Origin of the sequence: Owenweeksia hongkongensis DSM 17368, assembly GCF_000236705.1 — a bacterium.
Lineage (GTDB): Bacteria > Bacteroidota > Bacteroidia > Flavobacteriales > Schleiferiaceae > Owenweeksia > Owenweeksia hongkongensis.
The window spans coordinates 2,289,017-2,307,922 of sequence record NC_016599.1 but is presented as its reverse complement, the minus strand read 5'-3'; the positions used below and the strand labels follow the sequence as shown (position 1 = coordinate 2,307,922).

The 18,906-nt window shown below is 39.5% G+C and carries 9 protein-coding genes; 7 read left to right on the top strand and 2 right to left on the bottom strand.

Annotated elements, in window-relative coordinates:
• Position 1: 1 nt before the first annotated feature.
• Positions 2 to 166, bottom strand: a complete 165-nt coding sequence (ccoS, locus tag OWEHO_RS10285; RefSeq protein ID WP_014202408.1) for a cbb3-type cytochrome oxidase assembly protein CcoS — start codon at positions 164 to 166, stop codon at positions 2 to 4.
• A 628-nt stretch (positions 167 to 794) separates the two neighbouring features.
• On the opposite strand from ccoS, the gene OWEHO_RS10280 reads away from it, so the two are divergent.
• The 4 genes from OWEHO_RS10280 to OWEHO_RS10265 all read left to right on the top strand — a co-directional run bounded on the left by OWEHO_RS10280 (position 795) and on the right by OWEHO_RS10265 (position 14,665).
• Positions 795 to 2,591: a T9SS type A sorting domain-containing protein gene (locus OWEHO_RS10280; protein WP_014202407.1), complete on the top strand. Its 1,797-nt coding sequence runs from the start codon at positions 795 to 797 to the stop codon at positions 2,589 to 2,591.
• A gap of 32 nt (positions 2,592 to 2,623) precedes the next feature.
• Entirely contained in the window at positions 2,624 to 13,048 is a 10,425-nt protein-coding gene (locus tag OWEHO_RS10275) for a SpvB/TcaC N-terminal domain-containing protein (protein WP_014202406.1), read from the top strand.
• A gap of 340 nt (positions 13,049 to 13,388) precedes the next feature.
• Positions 13,389 to 13,715 carry a hypothetical protein gene (locus OWEHO_RS18385; protein WP_143764571.1) on the top strand — a complete coding sequence of 109 codons (327 nt, stop codon included), beginning with the start codon at positions 13,389 to 13,391 and terminating at the stop codon, positions 13,713 to 13,715.
• A gap of 242 nt (positions 13,716 to 13,957) precedes the next feature.
• Complete coding sequence (locus OWEHO_RS10265) at positions 13,958 to 14,665, top strand: IS1 family transposase (protein ID WP_014202404.1); 708 nt, start codon at positions 13,958 to 13,960, stop codon at positions 14,663 to 14,665.
• Between the two features lie 121 nt (positions 14,666 to 14,786).
• Here the strand turns inward: OWEHO_RS10265 and OWEHO_RS10260 are convergent, their stop codons facing one another.
• On the bottom strand, positions 14,787 to 17,150 hold the full coding sequence (locus OWEHO_RS10260; RefSeq protein ID WP_014202403.1) for a heavy metal translocating P-type ATPase: 2,364 nt from the start codon (positions 17,148 to 17,150) through the stop codon (positions 14,787 to 14,789).
• A gap of 64 nt (positions 17,151 to 17,214) precedes the next feature.
• On the opposite strand from OWEHO_RS10260, the gene OWEHO_RS10255 reads away from it, so the two are divergent.
• The 3 genes from OWEHO_RS10255 (at position 17,215) to OWEHO_RS10245 (ending at position 18,847) form a co-directional block, all read left to right on the top strand.
• A complete protein-coding gene (locus tag OWEHO_RS10255; RefSeq protein WP_014202402.1) occupies positions 17,215 to 17,934 on the top strand; it encodes a Crp/Fnr family transcriptional regulator in 720 nt (239 codons plus the stop codon).
• A gap of 69 nt (positions 17,935 to 18,003) precedes the next feature.
• Positions 18,004 to 18,447 (top strand): cyclic nucleotide-binding domain-containing protein, encoded by a 444-nt coding sequence (locus OWEHO_RS10250; protein ID WP_041627552.1) that lies wholly within the window; start codon positions 18,004 to 18,006, stop codon positions 18,445 to 18,447.
• Positions 18,448 to 18,520: 73 nt separating this feature from the next.
• Positions 18,521 to 18,847 (top strand): DUF6660 family protein, encoded by a 327-nt coding sequence (locus OWEHO_RS10245; RefSeq protein ID WP_014202400.1) that lies wholly within the window; start codon positions 18,521 to 18,523, stop codon positions 18,845 to 18,847.
• Positions 18,848 to 18,906 lie beyond the last annotated feature (59 nt).

Genomic DNA, 18,906 nt, shown 5'->3' with positions numbered 1-18,906 from the left:
ACTAATGGTTGTGTTTTGTGCTGGTTTTCTTATTGTCTTTTAGCATTCGTACCCCGGGGGAGTAGTCATCATCGTATTGTCCGTTTTTTATGCTCCAGATAAAAGCTACTAAAAAGCCAATGGCTACAATAAAACTGATGGAAATGAGAATATAGATGGCTGACATGGGTTCCTTTTATTTCAGGTTCAAATGTATAGGTGAACTTGTCGAAGGAAAATGACATATATCAGGTTTTGAGAAAAATAGAAGTAGAGTCATGATGGAGAATGTTTAGTTGGTTCATTAAAATTAAGATTTTTAATGAGCTGTGAAAGTTTTTAGTTTTGAGCTGAGTAAATGCCTTCGCGAACGTTTTAAACCTTGACAATCTAAACGTCCACCTGAAAGAAAAGCTCTCTCTTTTCTTTTGGTACTTTTTGTTTTCTCTTTTGAAAAATGGTGTGAAAGCTCTGTTATTAGGCAGAGGTATCTCAGTTAGTAGGCCCTTATTTACGATCCTGTTGATGTCAAATTGTACCACATCCTAGTCTAGTACCCACATTTTTAGCCCTCGAAGAAGCCCCAAAAGGACAAGTAATCTATTATAGAGGTGAAGTTAAAATGTAGGAGGTCGTAACTTGTGTGTAATCTCAATCTATGAACTTTTTGTGTGGTTTTTCGATCGGCATTGGTTGTGAGCGCATAGAAATTTATAACATAAACATCTACAAAATTTTTGAAATCATAAAAAATAGTGATTCTTTTGAAGAAGCATTTAATGCTTTTTACCTCTTAAACTAAAAACTTACTGTCTATGTTTCCTTCCCAAAAAGCTCAATTTGGGGCTGGCTTTTTTCTCAGAAGCTTATCCTTGTTTTTTCTAGCATTTATCACTTTCTCTGCACCCGGACAGATTCTTAAAGAAATACCACAGCCTACTTGGGCGTATCAATGGACGGCTCAAACGATGCCAAGTTATATAGATACGTTTTCAATCGGCAACCATCCTATATTGGATGCTGAAGGGAGCTTGCTTCATAAATATTGCGAGGCAATTGGTGAAGAATCGGTTGGTACTCTTTTTATGGTGGTGCGGCCCAAATATGATACACTACCAGATAAGCGACTGCTGAAACTAGGAGCGGTATCTCTTTATAGAGACTCTCTTAAAGTTGATCAGCAGTCCATTGATTTGAACCGTATTGAGGGCGATCCTGTAATTGTTAAGGTAAAGTTTCAAGCCAGGTCAAGGAGCAGTTGGTTTAGTAAACACTTCAGAATGCATGAGTCTATTGATCTCGCAGAGGTGATTTTCTATGAAGCGCAATTGGATGATGAACAGATCCGAAAAGTAGAAAGCTATTTAGCTTTAAAATATTCTATTAAGATTGATCAGATTTGCTCTAAGAAACAGCCGGAATACCTAGATCTTTCAGGTAATGGACTTTGGAATTATAAGGTGGATGCACTATACAATGAACAGATCATGGCTTTGGGTCGTATGGATCGTGCAAACTTTTTCCAAAGTCAGTCATTTTCACCAGACTCAAAGCGTTTACAGATAGCATTAGATTCACTGGTGATATTAGGCGAAAACCCTCCTGTCTCTATTCAAGACAGTTCACTTATGATAGTGTCAAAAGGATCCGATAAATTAGGAAGACAATGTGGCGGGAATCCTGCTGACTATTTGTTCAAAATCAAACTATTTGATTGGGTAAGTAGCGCAGGTACTTTGCTTATCCAAATGGATACTTTGTTGAACTATACTAATGTGATGGTTTCAGATGGAATGAATAGTGTTCCTGGTACCTATACTACACTTGGAAACAGTACCACTCTTAGTGTACCATTGGCCACATTGAACGATGCTACCAACTATTTTATAGTGGGTGTGGCTACACCAGACACCTGTAATCCCCTTTATAATGTAGCTTTTCGCTATTGTGATAGTGCAGGGTACAATGGGCTTGATCTTGGCCTTGATACTGCTGCACTTCCTGTGGATTGTAGAATAGTAAGCCTGGATGATGGAAGTGTTTTTGACACTCTTGTTTCTCAGCCATTTATCCAGTTATCTAACATGGACGCTGGACATTATGAATTACTGGCTTCCAATCAAAATGGAGTGATTTTGCATTCCGTATTCGCCTTTAACTCCTGTCCTTCGCAGTATTTTATGCATGATGGAGGAGCAAGTCCAGGCTCTCATGATTTTGTTTTTTCAAGTGCCGAAACTCTACCTTCCACATTTAGTTCTGGTAGGACGAGTAATAAGGAAGGCAACTCTATCTATACAAACTCTGCCACTGATTCAGGTATCGGTCATAAAGCCACAAGTCAAAAAAACAGTACCGAAGAGTCGATAAATATTTACCCCAATCCCATACCTCGTGGTGGAAATGTATATGTAAGTTTTTCGAACCTAGATGATCAACAGTTTACGATTCAAATAATGGATAATAAGGGAGCTTTGCTAAGGCAAGAAAACTTTACCCCCAATCTTGGTAATAGGAAATACCAGTTTCCATTAAATGAACCTGGTACCTATTTGGTTCGGGTGCTCCAATCCGCTGATCAATATACTTTACAGACCATTGTTGTAAAATAATCTCAATTAACTTCTTCTTATTCCTCTCATCCATGAAAAATCAAATTGATTTTACGACCAAGGTGGCTGCCTTTGTCATGATTGCCACTATGCTTGGCAATGACCTTATTGCCAGCACAAGGGCTATGCTAAATTTTAATCCGGCTGCGATAAATTATATTGAAGTCGATAGTTTTTCATCTTCAGTTCCAATAGTTGAAGAGCATTCGGAAAATCGAGAGGAAGAAGTTTCATCAGCAAAAGATGAAGAAACTTCACCTTCAAATAATACTGCGTGGGAGGCTAGGTTAAAAACGACTTCAATAGCCTATCTAGGATATCACCACCAAGACCCTTTGCATATGCCAGAGGATGATTTCTTTGAGTTCACCGTTCCTGAAGACTTTAAGACCTACAAGAATGTAATCCTAGAATACGATATTCAAGGGTTGGAAGACGGCCATAATATCCCCAAATCAGTAAATGGGCGGCCTGTTTATTATGGTTCATCAATAGAACCAGGAACGGACTGGCAAAGAGTTTCGGTAGAGTTGAACGAGGCGGAGTTAAAGCCAGGAAATAACACAATACGCTTTGGAATGCCTGAAGGTTTTGGCAGTTCTGTAACCGTAAAAAATGTGGATCTCCTTTTCACTAATGATGAGAGTACCGCTCCTTTAAACGACCGTATGGGTAGAATTGAAGCTAGTGAAGCTGACTTTACCATAGAAGAGCGTTTGGATGAAGATCGACTATTTGAGTTGCTGTCCATGGATATGCCGTCTATTCCAAACGATATAAAAAATGTAACCCAAGGAGCTGATGGTTTCTTACTGGAATCCTTCAAAAAAGATAGTGCTCGCATTACAATAGCTTACCAATCTGACGTAGTTCCATCAGGTTCTGGGATGTCAAGGCTACATCTGTTTTACTTTGATGACGAAAGGCGCACTTGGAAGGTTGCCAGTAATCTGAATTTTGATCCGATAGCTGGAACCGTAACAGGTCAGGCTCCGTCCAATACGGATTATTTTGCTGGGCTAATTTCTTCACCAGAAATGCCAGAAGCCAGTGCTTTTGTGCCTACGGCTATCAGTGACATTAAAGCAGCCAACCCGGCAGCAGGAATTAGCATGATAAACCCTCCCAGTGCTTCGCGTACAGGCGAGGCCTCGGTCAGCTATCCTATTGATATTCCTGCAGGTAGAGCAGGGCTAACCCCATCCTTGATGCTTAACTACAGTAGTGATGGTGGTGCTGGTTGGCTAGGAATTGGATGGAGTATTAATGTACCTCAAGTTGCAGTAGAAACGAGTTGGGGAGTACCCACATTTGGTACGGGAGAAACAGAAGGTTATTTACTGAATGGAAGTGCCTTATATATGGAAGGTGGCTTACGACCTAATAAAACCGCTATGTCCTCAAGTCGCGCAAGTGGTGATGTGCAGTTTATAGAAAGAACAATTAATTCTTATAAGACAATAACAAGAAAGGGTTCTGCCCCTAACAATTATTATTGGGTTGAAAAACATGCAGATGGTACAGAATATTTTTATGGTACCACAGATGGAACTTCTTTTGACGCAAGCTATGTTTTATCAGATGGTCCTGGCGGGAATATTGTAAAATGGTTTTTGGCGATGACAAAAGATCGCTGGGGTAATTACATCAAATACTACTATGATATTGGAACAGAGAACTCAGCAACTGATGCAAAAAAGGATGGACATTATGCTGTTCTCTCAAAAATAGCTTATACAGGCTTTGATGGAGGGGATGCACCACGTTACATCGTAGAGTTTAAGAAAACAAAAGACCGTCAGGATGCTACAATAAACTTAAAAGCCGGCATCAAAGAGCTTGACTATCATTCATTGAATAATATCAAAATACGATATGTAGATCCAAACTTAAGTAATGATACTGTAGAAATAAGCAGATACCATATGACATATGGAAATGGAGATTTTGGAAAGAAGACGCTCCTCAGCATTACCAAGTATGATAAAAATGATGACGAATTTCATGAACATAGTTTTACCTATCATACCTCAGGAAATCGGATTACTTATGGAAATCCTACTCCAATCAATACCAATATTGGGCCCTTTAATAACTTGTTTAGTGGTATGGATGATAAAATCAAGAAAATTGCGCTTCCACTTAGCCAACAAGCAGAGCCTTCAAGTATTAACTCCTCCGTTACTTCGGGCTGGGGAGCTGGAGGTTCGGTAGGGTTGGGTGTCTGTTTTACCGGAAGTAGTTTTATTCCAACCAAGGCATGGACTTTTTCAGGAAGTATGGGGTTGTCACAAAGTGTTACTCAATCCAAGATAAATTTAGATGATTTTAATGGCGATGGATTGCCCGATATTATGTTTGATGCTGGTATTCATAAAGCGTATCTACCATTAAAAACTCAAGCGGATGGTAGTCAGTTTTTTGGTAAATCAAGGAGAATTTCACAACCTGGTTCATTAAATGAATCGATGAGTATTTCATTCAGTACGGGAGTAAATTTTGCCATGCCATTAAACGCGTTGTATTACGGTTTGAATTATAATAACAACCGGTCCTTTAACTACAGGTATTTGACAGATTATAATGCAGATGGTTTTAAGGACTTGGTAAATCAGGGGGTGGTATACTTTGGGAGAATGAATCAAGCTGGTGATTATAGTTTTGATGTTTCCAGTGAACAAACACCAAACCCAGTAATCAAAGGGACATCTGCCTCCACTTATACAGATGACGAGTCTTTACCAGATTTGCAAATGGTACGTACTTGGGAGGCTCCAATGGACGGCTATGTAAATATATCAGGAACGGCTACTTGCGATGTTAATACTGTGGATGGATTAAGACTGGGAATACAAAAGGGTTCAACATTTTTAGTGGCGATGACAGATGTCTCAGGAAGTAGTTCTTTGAATATGGTAGCCAATAATGTTCACGTGAACCGAGGGGAGAAGATTTTGTTTAGAACACAGTCTAAAAATAATGGATATTCTGACTTAGCCTACTGGAACCCTAAAGTAAAATACACTAATAATCTGTCGCGTGTAGACCCCAATGGTATAGACTATGCAGAAAGCACCTATGAAGATGGTTTTATGCTATCCGCTAGCCAAGGTGTTATAACAACCGATGACAAGTACATTAAGGTATCATGGCCTGCTCTTAATAGTAGTGTCAATCTTACCGATGACGTGACGTTCAGAATTTCTGCTCTTTGGACACCTAATGGAGGAACATCCTCGAGTGTCTTTTCATTTTCGAATAAAATAAGTGCTGGGTCTCCACTGAATCTTACAGGTAATTTTGTAGATAATAATGGTAATCCAGCAAATTTTGTGAATTCATTTTTAAAAATCCCGGGTTACGGGACTGGAGGAGAATGGAATGTTTTTTTCCAAGTATTAAGTTCATCTAATGTGGACTGGAAAGCAATTAATTGGCGTCCTGAGGTGAGTTTTGGGGATGACCCATGTGGTCTACCTACCAGAAAAAAATACCCATCGGTAATGTATCATACCTATAATAAGGTACTTCAATTAGAGGCATCATATCCAGTAACGACTTCAGGTGCAGGTTCAGATCAAATGCGATTTTGGCCTGTTGTAAGCTTTAGCAATGTACTTTCTGCATTTACTACCGATGAAATATCTGAAGGATCTCCAAAATATGCTTGGTTTGTTTCTAAAACGGCTGGAGGGTTATTGAGTAAAATGGTCCTTAAAATAAACACCAATGGAACCTATGCGTACTATACGGATAAAAGCTACTCGCAGGTTGTTACACAGGCTAGTTCATCAACTGTTTATGGATTTAGCAGAGAGCAGGTGTTGGAAGGAACTGCTCATGTGGGATGGTTTTGCCAGGATAAGTTGTTGGGCGCATTTTTACGGTCTTCCACCTCTTCTATTTCCTACAAAAATCTCACCCAAGGGGGAATACAAGAAGCGACAAGCGTAAATTTTGACGTGTTTGCTATCAACCGGACAGCACTACAGGATTATCATTTGGGTTGGGGACAGTTTTGCTGGAACGATGCAGACAATCCTGATGCACCGATTGGTGTGAGTGAGATGCAGTTAAATTCCTCAATGATATCTGAAGAAAAAAACTATCAAAAAAACGAACCTGAAATATCCGATATGCAACAGGAAATTACAGAAAGCAGCCCCACACCTGCAACTGATAAATTCCACATGCTTATTGCTCGGAGATGGGAAAGACCGTCTCGCCTTCCTAGCTACATCAAAGAAAATTATGCAAATGGCAGCGATGAGAAACTGGACTGTTGGTCTGCATGGAATGGACATGAAGGAGTTTATGCAAATGATGGGGCTACAAGTCCTGGTAAATTTGCTGAGTCACCAAGAATGATCAAACCTACAGTTCCTGCAAATTCTGGAAATTACTTAGCTGAAGGAATTCCAATTGTTACAACCAGTAATTCTTTGGCTGATAATGTTACCGCTGCAGCTGGTTTACTAGGACAATCGGAAACCCGTAACATTGGTAGTGCCTTCAATTCGAAGCCTCAAACAGCATATTTGGATATAAATGGTGATGGCTATCCTGATATTATAAAGTATGACAATAGTGACCCTAAAATGCAAGTAACGGTTCCACTAGGGGGTTATGCTAATGAAACAGACTTTTTTGACTCGGATGGAAATTTGGGTAAGTCCATATCAGAGTCTGTTACCATGACGATTGCAGGGTCTTTTGCCAACAACGACAAGAGATTTATGAAAACTGGAAATGTTAGCGGTTCTGCTGGTCTAGGGTCAAATTATTCTGAATTCGAGTGGTTGGATATAAATGGGGATGGTTTACCGGATAGAGTTTCATCTGATAACAGCACTGACATATTAATAGAATACAACAGGGGCAATGGGCTCTTTGAGGCAGTGTCGGTTAATACAAGTTTATCCCAATCTAGTTTGAATAAATCCAATTCTACCAGTGGAAGTTTGGGACTTGGCTTGTCTAGCTTAGATGATGCCACTGACAAGGTTGGTGGAAGTTTTAGTGCTGGTATTGGCTTAAATGTTACAGGAGGTGAGGTTGCGAAACAGTTCATAGATTATAATGGCGATGGCTTATTGGATATTGCAGTTTCAAGTGGAAGTGCAGTAAGTGTGTACTATAATCTAGGGACTGAATGGAGTGGTCCTTTTGGAATTTCTGGTATTGATTTAGGTAAGAGTGAGGCTCTTGGTGTATATGGAAACATTGCAGGAACATATAGTTTTCCATCTGCAACCGTGCCACCTGGTGCATCGATAAAAACCTCGCTTAGTGGCAATGCTCAAGCTAATTTTGCTCTCAACAAAACCAATAGCACGCTTCGTGATATGAATGGTGATAATATCCCTGATATTGTGAGTAGTGATGGTTTTGGTAAGTTATCAGTTCGTTACGCTACAAATGTCATTGGAAACAGTAATTTATTAAGTACTGTGACAAATCCACTTGGCGGTAGCTTCAGCATTAATTACCACAGAGAAGGTAATAAATATGGAAATTATCCTGTAGCAATCAAAACTAGTACTTCCGCAGATAATGAAGTAATGGTGTGGGATATGCCATATAGTAAATGGGTTTTATCTCAGGTGGTGATTGACGATGGTTTGGATTTACAGGATCAAGGAGAAGATATTGATGGGGCTGACGATATACAACTTAGTTTTAAGTATGATGGAGGTATTAAGAGCAGACGAGAGCGTGACTTTATTGGGTTTACAAGAGTTCAAACTTTAAGAGAAGCTGACAATCCAATGCCTACTGTTAATACAGATCCGATAGCCAGATATACCTCTACTGTAGTAGAGTATTTTAGACCATCAAGCACTTCGCCACAGGAAATACGAAAGGCTGAGTATTTAAAAGGATATCCATTTTTTAATTATAATTTATATCATGAAGAAGGGTGGTGTGATGTCGAAGGAGATTTGGTTCCATGTCCATTAATACAAGATATTAAAAGAACAAAGAATACTTATGAATACAGGAATGTAATTCAATCTGGAAGCTCTATTGGTATGCTTGAAAAACCTTATGACGAGTTTGTTTTAGTAAATGCAAACGCCCTTAGTGAAACGCAAACTATTTTTCCAGCCCTAATTGAAAAGGAGGATGTAACTTTCCCTGATTATCAGGAGGAAAGCTTGTTTCATTCTTTGGTTTATGAATTGGACTATGATGAATATACCAACGTGACCTGGTACTCAAGAAAGGGGAGCAATGTTATTAGTGGTGTTTCGGATGCTATTGTAGGTGTAATTGACAATTCTGAATATGAATATTTGGAGGACAACAGCCACTTTTATGGCGAGCTTTACGGTTTTACATACCCGTTTAACGATTTTGTAGTAGACCCCAATACTGGAGAAGTGTGTTTTACCCTGCATTCAGATGATTTTGGGCATCATGGTTATGAAGATATTAATATTTGTGTTCCTGAATATGAGTTTCAAAGTCCAAATTCATGCACATCGCAAGGTGGCGATAACCCTCCGATAGAGTTGGTTTTTAGAAAGTATGTAGTTAAGACAACGAATATTACAAAAAAGCAATATGACTGTAATTATCATGCGCCAATTATTGCTGAGATGGATTATTTCCCCCTTGATAATAAATCAGATTATCGAGCGAATGTCTTAAAAAGCCACAAAATATTTATTGGTGTGAATAATTCACCTGGGTTCAGAAGAGGAACCAGCGTAGAGTTAACAGGTAATGGTAAGGGTGTTGCTAAAATTAAGAACGAACTTAATTTCACGGGCTCTAGCTTTACACAAACGGATTTACTTTATGATGGTTTTGGAAATGTTACAAAAATCACATCTCCAAATAACTTGAATAATGAAAGGTTGGTTACCAATTATGAATATGAAACTGACTGTAATCAGTTTGTAAAGCGTGTATGGAATAGTTATGGTGATGAGGCTTGCTATAAATATGAACAGCGGACAGGAAACCTGCTTCGACAAGTTGGGATCAATGGACACGCAACTGCCTATCAGTATGACGGTAAAGATAGATTAAAAGCTGTTTATGGCCCTAGAGAGTATGCTAATCCTGGATCAGCAGCTACAATTTCTTTTGAGTATTATCCAGAAGGTACTGCTGGGGGAACTGTTCCTGTTGCTATAACCAGTCACAATATGGGGGTTTCTGGTACTATGGCCTCCAACCCTCCTTCAATTAATTGTGATAGTGATGATAACTTCAGTAGCAGACCCTCAATGTCTCAGGTGATGCAGACCGCCACTTTTATAGATGGAATGAGTCGTGTTGTTCAGGTAAAGAAGGATGCTGCAGGAAACCTGGAAAGCTCAGGCGTTTATTCTTATAAAAAGGTTCGTGAAGTATCAGGAATAACTGCTTATGATTATTTAGGAAGAGATAGTGTAACAACACTATCCATGCTTGAAGATGGGGCTGATCCAATTTCAGTTATAAATACAGGGGTTTCCAGTACAATAACAAAATCTGTTGCTTATGATTATGTAGGGAAGCCGATTCTTCATGTTGATATACGTGAGCAGGGAGCTACCGTACAAACTCAAATAAAATATAGCTGGAGTGAGGTAAACACCCCATTTGCTGAGAGATGTTTCAATATTGAGACTAAGGTTAACTCAAACAGAACATACACAAATTTTATAAATGCTGAGGGGCAAACGATTGCTAGACAAACAAAAGGGAATTCTTCTGGGGTAAGTCAGTTCACAACTTTTGAATTTGATGCATTAGGTCAATTGTTAAGTAGTACAGACCCTATAGAGCTTGAAACAACTTATGGATACGATGCTTTTGGTAGAATAACTTATGAAATTCATCCGGATAGAGGTAGGACGGATTTCACTTATGATAATGCTGGTAATTTAATTAAACAGAAAACCCCTTTAACTGGTACAGCAGGAATCACTATGGACTACGAATACAATCGAATTAAAAAACGAGTAATGGCTGACTCAGAGTCGAAAAAAACTTATAATGTATATTATTCTTGGGGTAGTGAAGGAGACGGTAAAAATGGTGCTGGAAGAGTTGTTTCCGTAAATCAGGGTAGTCAAAATACAGTGAAAGAAGAATATACCTTTGATGAACTTGGAAATCGTATTACTGAGGAAAAGCAAATATGGACGTTGGACGGGGGTACAAGAAAGTACGACTTTCAATATAAATATGATTCATGGGGTAGGATGCGTGAAATAGTTTATCCTGATGCCGAGATTTTAACCTACAATTATACGCCAACCGGGGAATTACTTGGCATGGATACGCATCATGAGGCAGCAAACCCAATGGATGCGTCCATTGTGGATAACATTTATTATGATGGTTTCGGAAATATTGTGCAGCTAAATTACAGTAACGGAACAACTACAGATTTCGAATACGATAGTTATTCAAGAAGGTTAACAGGGTTAAACTTACTCTCAGGAACAGGAACATTATGGTCAGATAATACAACTTCTAGGACAAATTTATTGACTAAAGATTACACCTACGATCCATATGGAAATGTTAAGACGGTAGGTAATGAAGCCTCCGGTTTTGACTATGACCAAACCTTAGGTTTTGCCTTATTTGGAATTGAAGGTGGAGAGTATGATATGCAGTATAATTATGACGATTTGAATAGGTTAAGTTCAGCTTCAGGTATGTTTGATGGCAGGCCATTAGATTTATCTATGACGTATGATGATGCGGGGGGATTGCTTACGAAAAATCAGGACTTTGATGGCATTGCTTACGAACTGGAATATGAACTCGATACGGAAGAAGAGCTTGAGAAAAGAAAAAGTCATCAGATTAACTCCATTACCGATCACACTACTACTGATGAAACCATTTACCATTATGATGATGCGGGAAATGTAATCCAGATAGACCTGCCTAATGAGCAGCAGGATTTTATTTGGAATGAACTAAATCATTTACGCGGAGTTATGAATGATAATGGAATTTCTCATTATGTGTATGACCAAAATGGGGAACGCATAATGAAAGGAAATTATTTATCTTCTCAAGGTGGATCAAATGAGTCTTTTGACATAAGTAATATGACGCTAGATGGATATACACTTTATGTGAATCCTTATTATGTGGTTACCAATTATAACAATACTGCTGAAGGATCCAAGCACTACTACATGGGAAGTCAGCGTATTGCTAGTGGGCAAATGAGCTATACCTTAACTCCAAAGGTTGATTTTCCACCAGAATCCTATAGCCCCACAAGCCCCGAAACTCCCGGGGGAATAGTCGATTTGCACGATTTATTTTCTAAATTAGCAGTAAGACGAGACCAAGCTTTTGATATAGATTTGTCAACATTGTTAGAAGCTCCGGAGTTATCAGATTTAAAACCTTTTGAGGCCTATGAAATGGCAGTGAATGAGAGTCCATGCCAAACGCTAGAATGTAGGTGCGCTGAGAGTATCTATTGGACAGAGCAAAGTGGTGAAGACTGCGAAGCAAAAAAAGTGATGTATTGGTATCACCCTGATTATCTGGGTAACACGGAGTATGTTACTAACTCAGGAGGACTACCTCATCAGTTTTTCTGGTATAGCCCGTGGGGTGAACCTTTGGTAAGTCAAGATCTTGGGTTTTTATCTGGTTTTAGGTCTCGTTATAAGTTTAACGCCAAGGAACTGGATGAAGAGACGGGGAATTACTACTACGGGGCCAGATATTATAATCCGCAGACCAGTGTGTGGTTGGGAGTTGATGCGATGGCTGCAAAATACCCAAGTCTGTCACCTTACACCTTCGTGGCAAATAATCCAATAATGTTGATTGACCCAGACGGGAATCAGATTGATCCTGCTTTGCTGGATGAAAATAGTCCAAATTATTGTGCTGAAACAGCTCAAGCATTTTTAGACTTTGCTCAAACAAAAGAAGGACAAACCTTTCTTTCTGACTATGCGTCCGAGGGGCAGACTATTGCTGGAGTTACCTATTCGCAGGGCAAATATGATAAGGAGGGATTAGATGTGAAGTTTGATTCCAAAATTATTACAAATAAAGATGGTACTATCAGTAGTGCAAATGGTGTTACAGATGTTGATTTGGATGGAGAAAGGGGTAAAATCACAATCTCACTAAACACAGCTTCAACCAACGAGAATAATTCTAATTATTTGAGTGGTAATATTGGTAAAGGCGAGTATATGTATAATTTGGTTGGAACTATTACTCACGAGGCTTTTATTCATGGAGATCTTTTTGCGGCTGATTTCTTAGATGGAGGTGGTTTTGATTATTCAAATGTACCGAGCACAATAAGTGGTAGCCCGCATCACTATGCATCTAGGAGAGCCGCTCAGAATGGTAACGGGAGATTCTATAATCAAGGATTTAGGATTATGGGACAGATGAATACAAAGTACAAGCAGAATTATTCTAGAGAGCAGATTGTAAATAAGATGTGGCACTTTAGATATTAGTATTATGTTAAGAATATTGTTAGTAGCTCTATGTTTATTTGTTTGTTGTTCGTGTGAGGATGAAGTGTCAGATCAACGGGGCGTAATAGTGTACCAAACAATTAGTTTTGATAGTAACGAATTGATGCAGGTTGATTCTGTTTTTTTTGAAAGAACGGATTGTGGGAGCTTATATTGGTCAAGCGTTTTTGGTTTCAAGTTGAATTTATTATTTGAAAATGATTCAATTAGCTATTGTGATCTGAAACTTAATTGTCGTTGCTGGAAGATTTACGATTTAAAAAATGCAAGTAGAGTTCTTACTCCAGTTGTAGAAAAAAATAAAAATCTTGGATTTATTATGCCTAGTGATACTCGTTTGGTGGAAGTAAAGGAATATCAAATTCATGAAACTAGCACAAGGGTTTTTAAGTTCAAGGTTGATGAATTAGAAAGCTCGCATAGGTTTCGATACGTCTACTTTAGTGGAGAGTTTGGTTTTCTTGCTTTTGCGGATCCGTTGGAGAATAAGTATACTATATCTAAAGGAGGTGATTTTGAAAACAGGGATTTGAGAGTCTTAGGTCTATTGGTAGATAAGGTTCTCAGTGATAGTAGTTTTTTTGAATACCCTGTGTTTATGCCTCCTCCTCCGGTTCCTCAGGGTAGTAGTTTATCGAATCAATAGATTGAATTTCTCCGAAACCTAAAACGTAAAACCCCCGGTAATGTTCCATAGGTGGCTTTTATGATTTGAGGTGTATTTCTTCCTGTAAATAAGTGTCTTAGAGATAAGGTTTGTCTTGATAGAAACCTTACGTATTAGTAAATACTTCTGATAGAAGAGGATTATGAAGGCTTTTTAGAACCTCGTGTTCCATAGGTGGCTAAGTTATTGTCTACTTTTCAATTCCTTTGTTCTAAAAACAAATGAACTGTAGGTACTGTGATGCATTATGTCATAAAAAAGGGATGCGAAATGGAAGGCAAGTATACCGCTGTAAGCTTTGTCAGAAAAGTCAGCGAAAAAGCTACATTAGGCAAAAATATTGTAATGAGCATCGAGAAACGATAGTCATGTTAACCTTAGAAGGAATGAGTATAAGTTCTATTTCAAGGGTACTTGCTATTCCTAAATCTTCAATTTGTAGGCTACTGTTACAAGCAGCGAAAAAAATCCACTCTCCTGAACTAAAAAATACAAATGAACAGTTTGAGATAGACGAACTCAAAACTTTTATTGGCAACAAAGGAAATGAATGCTGGATCTGTTATGCCATCGAGAGGAGTACTAGAAGAGTGGTTCATTTTATAGTGGGAAGGCGGACAAAGAGGAACATTAAAAAAGTGATACAAGCTGTGCTGAGCCTTTCTCCCGGCAAGATTTATACAGATGGATTGAACGTATACCCCAAGCTTATTCCAAAAGAATTACATTCCACAGAAAAGCGGCAAACTAATCACATTGAACGTCTGAACCTAACTTTAAGGACTCACTTGAAAAGGCTGAGCCGGAAAACAATCTGTTTTTCTAAAAGTGCTAAGATGCTTGCAGCTTGTTTGAAAATTTACTTTTGGAAAGATAAGTTTCAATATGCTCGACCTATGTTCGACCATTGCAATAATGCTAGAATGTAAATTGGCTTACATATCCTTATTCATGGGGTTTTCAGGAAATGCAGGATTGAGCCCTGTCAGAGTTTCAAACTCTGACTGAGCTTTTCTCTACGCTAAGGCAGCGAAAGTATTTTCAGAGGATTCACCCCAATGTCTTCCTCACCTTCATTTGATTGGCTACTGTGGTAAACACCACAATGGTAACTGAACTAACGGGCATTAAAATGGCACATACAAGCGGGCTCAGAAGTCCGGCTATGGCAAAGCTGAGTCCTATTACATTATAAGATAGAGAAAGGATAAAGGCCTGATAGGTTACTTTTTTATTCTGCTGGCTTAGTGCTAAAAATTTATCCAGGTGTGCAAATGAGTCTGCCATTAAAAGGGCGTCACTGGCAGGGAAGAAGTTTACATTTTTTTCGCAAAGGCTGATGCCGACATCACTTTGCTGTAAAGCCCCGGCATCGTTTAACCCATCACCAATCATAAGCACTTTTGCATTTTGCTTTTGCAATTGCTGAAGGTGCTCCAGCTTTTGGTGGGGCGATTGGTTAAAATGCAGTTCAGCGTTGCTGCCAAATATTTTTTCGAATCGTTTTTTCTCCGCTTCATTATCCCCACTAAGGAGTGAGATATTGTACTCCTCTTTAAGTGTAGCGGCCAATTCACCAGCTTCTTCTCTTGCTTTTTGAAAAAAGGAAAAGTAGCCTAACGCCTTATTGTTTTTCTCCACGTAAACTGAAGTCGTTTCGGCCCGTTCTTCCAGTTTTAGGAATGAGGCCTTACCCAAACGGTAATTATCATTTTGAATAATAGCAGAAACGCCTTCGCCTGTGGCTTCGGTAAATTGGGTAGCGTGCGTGGCGCTGGCCTTTGTAATATTCAGGAAAGTTAAAAGCGGTTTTGCCAAAGGATGCTGGGCATTTTTTGCAATAGAAGCTATAGCAAGTTTTTCATCAAAGCTTAGTTCATCACCATGCCAGTTTACCTGAATTTGATCTTGATGGGTGAGGGTTCCGGTTTTATCAAAAACGATATGCGTGATTTTTTGCAGACGATTAATTACATCCGAATTTTTAAGAAAAAAGCCATGCTTACCAAAGGCACGCATCATACTTCCGGAAGCAAAAGGTTCGGCCAGGGCCAGGGCACATGGGCAGGCTACAATAAGCACAGCGGTAAAAACGGTTATGGCTTTTGAGGCGTCTACAAATGACCAAGCTACTGCCGAACCGATGGCAATAAGAATAATGGCGGGGGTAAAATATTGCGAGATTTTGTCCGTAAGACCTCGGCTGTTTTTGTGAGCATCATCTTTAAAGCTATCACGGCTCCATAGCGAGCTTAGGTAAGAATGATTTACAGAAGTGGAAATTTTGAACTGTGCGGCACCGCCACTTATTCTAGCTCCGGCAAATACGGTTTCGCCCGCCTGCTTTTGCACAGGGATGGATTCTCCGGTTATATAGCTGTAATCTACCTGCGCATCTTGCTGTAGCAAAACACCATCGGCTGGCAATACTTCGCCTTGGCGAACTAGAACGACATCACCTTCCGAAAGATCATCTATGGAAATTGGTTTTTCAGTTCCATCCTTTAATACAAGGTTTGCGGCAAGCGGTAAAAAGGATTTTAAATCGCGGTCAAAGGTGAAGTTTTCATAGGTTTTTTGCTGATACCATTTCCCGATAAGGAGAAAGAAAATAAGTCCGGTGAGGCTGTCAAAATACCCGGCACCAGTGTGTGAAATAACTTCATAAGCTGAGCGCAAAAACAAAACACTCACTCCAAGGGCAATAGGAAGATCGATGCTAAGAACCCCTGCCCGTAAAGATTTTATGGCATTTATAAAATAATCGCGACCACTAAATAAAATCACGGGCAAGCTAAAGCCCATCATTAGGTAGCGGAAAAATACCTGTAGAGATTTATCTGCCGAAAGGCTGTTGCCAAAATATTCAGGAAAGGCAAGGAGCATAGTATTTCCAAAGAAAAAACCTGCAACTCCCAATTGAATTAATAAGCGGTTTTGCTTCTTTTTGGCACCTCCTAGTTTGGTTTGAAAATCTGGTGTATAACCGATGTAATCTAAAAGTGCGGCCAGTTGCGAAAGGGCAATCTGATCACTTTTGAAAGTGATACTCGCTTGTTTTTTTGCAAAATGCACATTCACTTCCATAATGGACTCTTCCACATCGGGAAGGCTTTCTAAAAGATAAATGCAGCTGGAGCAATGAATAGACGGCAGGTGCATGTTGATGTGCACAAATTTTCCTTCGTCAAAATCGAGAAGCGAAGCCTTTATTTTTGGTTCATCGAGGTAGCCATATTTTTGATGATTGAGTCCCTCGGGGGCGAGGATGCTTTTCTTTTCGGTAAGCAATTCGTCTACCACTTTACAACCGTAGCAGCAATATGTTTTTTGACCATCATCGCTGCTAATTTGGTCTACAACAGGCTGGTGGCAGTGTGTGCATTCAAGTGTAGAAACGGCTTTGCTTTTCATGCGTCAAAGTTGCGGTCAAAAACTTAGGGTGCCAATGACTTAAGTCATATTTTTGTTCCAATATATGAAAACACCTAAAGAAAATTTTGAGGCTCCATCACATTGCCAGCTCTGTAAAAACAGAGGTCACAGCGCCTTTCATAATTTAGGTGCGGAGGACTTGGATAAAATCAGTGCGCTTAAAAGCTGCGTATCCTTTAAAAAAGGTCAGGTAATAATGAATGAGGGCAGCAGACCTCAGGGTGTATATTGCATTCACAAAGGAAAAGCCAAGGTGTACCGAGTGGGTACCGAAGGCAAAGAGCAGGTTATCCGCTTTGCAACGAATGGGGACCTTATTGGGTATAGAAGTATTTTGAGTGACGAGCCCATTAGCGCTTCAATTTCGGCCATGGATGACACGTATGCCTGCTATATTCCCAAATCTTCTTTCTTTCAGGTAATAGAAGAAAATTCAAAGTTTTCATTGAATGTACTTAAGCTTTCTTGCCATGAACTCGGTGAGGCCGGGAAAATGATTGCCAGCCTGGCGCAAAAAACGGTGAGAGAAAGACTAGCGGAAGTATTGCTCATTCTTAGAGCTACTTTTGGCGAAGATGAAGAAGGCTATATAGACCTGAAACTCACCCGCGAAGAAATTGCCAACATGGTAGGGACGGCTACCGAATCTGCCATTCGATTGATATCTGAATTGAAAGATCAGGAATATATTACTACCCAAGGAAAGCGTATCAAGCTCTTAGATGGACCAGCCCTGCGACAGATTGCCGGAGTTTTTGAGTAGGCTGACAAAAATCATTTTACATACTGTAACTCACCTGTAATTTGGCGTTATAATCTTAGCTGAATAATTGTGAGTCTGGAAGATATAAAGGAAGCGTTGCGAAACCTGCTGCCACCAATGGTTGATGAAGCTTTGGTGGAAAATCTGGCCTTACAGAGTTCCCATATTATTTTTGAACAGAAGGACGAATTTCTATTTCGTGCGGGAGACCTTTCCAAAGGATTTTATTGGGTGCTTTCCGGGCAGGTGGTAGAAAAAGTATCGGATAAGATAAGTGTGCTTTCCAATAGAGGCGCCATGGTGGGCTTGGAAGAACTTTTGGAAAAGAGAAAACACATTAGCGATTGGTGCACTACCTGCAAAACTGAGGTTTTGTTTATTGACAGTCGTTGTTTCAAAAATTTAGAAAAACTTGATGTGGGAGGCTTGGTGTCAGAAGAATTGGCACATCGATTAGTTCAGCTAAAAGCTGCTTGCCAGAGTAATCCAAGTGTACTGATACGCCCTGCTTAGTGATAATTTATATTAATCCTGAATTGCAAGGTCCTCTTCTTAAGGTTGGTCAAAAACTTTACATTTGCTTACAATGAGAGCTTTAGCATTCATAATGGCAGCTTATATTCTGGCTTTGGCATTTATGCCATGTGCTGATAATCCATCGGTACATGATGAGGCAGATGACCATGCTGTAGTGCTGGCCGATATTGGTAGCCCTTGTGGCGATCATCATCACAATCCTGAAGACACCTGTTCTCCTCTGTGCTTTTGCAATTGTTGCCACACACATGTAAATCATGAAGAAGCTCACTTCTTCTTTTCATCAATACAGCATCAAACTGTATTAAATAGTTTCTACAACGGAAGAGAAACCTCTTCGTTTGTCAATCCTCCACTCCGTCCTCCGCAAGTTTAGTTCACATATAGCAGGTGTATGTCCTGCATTTTCACATAGTGTTGAACTAAATTTTTAAT

Bases quoted from the DNA above. Each gene is read 5' to 3' on its own strand.
- ccoS (WP_014202408.1), bottom strand. From the start codon at position 166: ATGTCAGCCATCTATATTCTCATTTCCATCAGTTTTATTGTAGCCATT.
- OWEHO_RS10280 (WP_014202407.1), top strand. From the start codon at position 795: ATGTTTCCTTCCCAAAAAGCTCAATTTGGGGCTGGCTTTTTTCTCAGA.
- OWEHO_RS10275 (WP_014202406.1), top strand. From the start codon at position 2,624: ATGAAAAATCAAATTGATTTTACGACCAAGGTGGCTGCCTTTGTCATG.
- OWEHO_RS18385 (WP_143764571.1), top strand. From the start codon at position 13,389: ATGCCTAGTGATACTCGTTTGGTGGAAGTAAAGGAATATCAAATTCAT.
- OWEHO_RS10265 (WP_014202404.1), top strand. From the start codon at position 13,958: ATGAACTGTAGGTACTGTGATGCATTATGTCATAAAAAAGGGATGCGA.
- OWEHO_RS10260 (WP_014202403.1), bottom strand. From the start codon at position 17,150: ATGAAAAGCAAAGCCGTTTCTACACTTGAATGCACACACTGCCACCAG.
- OWEHO_RS10255 (WP_014202402.1), top strand. From the start codon at position 17,215: ATGAAAACACCTAAAGAAAATTTTGAGGCTCCATCACATTGCCAGCTC.
- OWEHO_RS10245 (WP_014202400.1), top strand. From the start codon at position 18,521: ATGAGAGCTTTAGCATTCATAATGGCAGCTTATATTCTGGCTTTGGCA.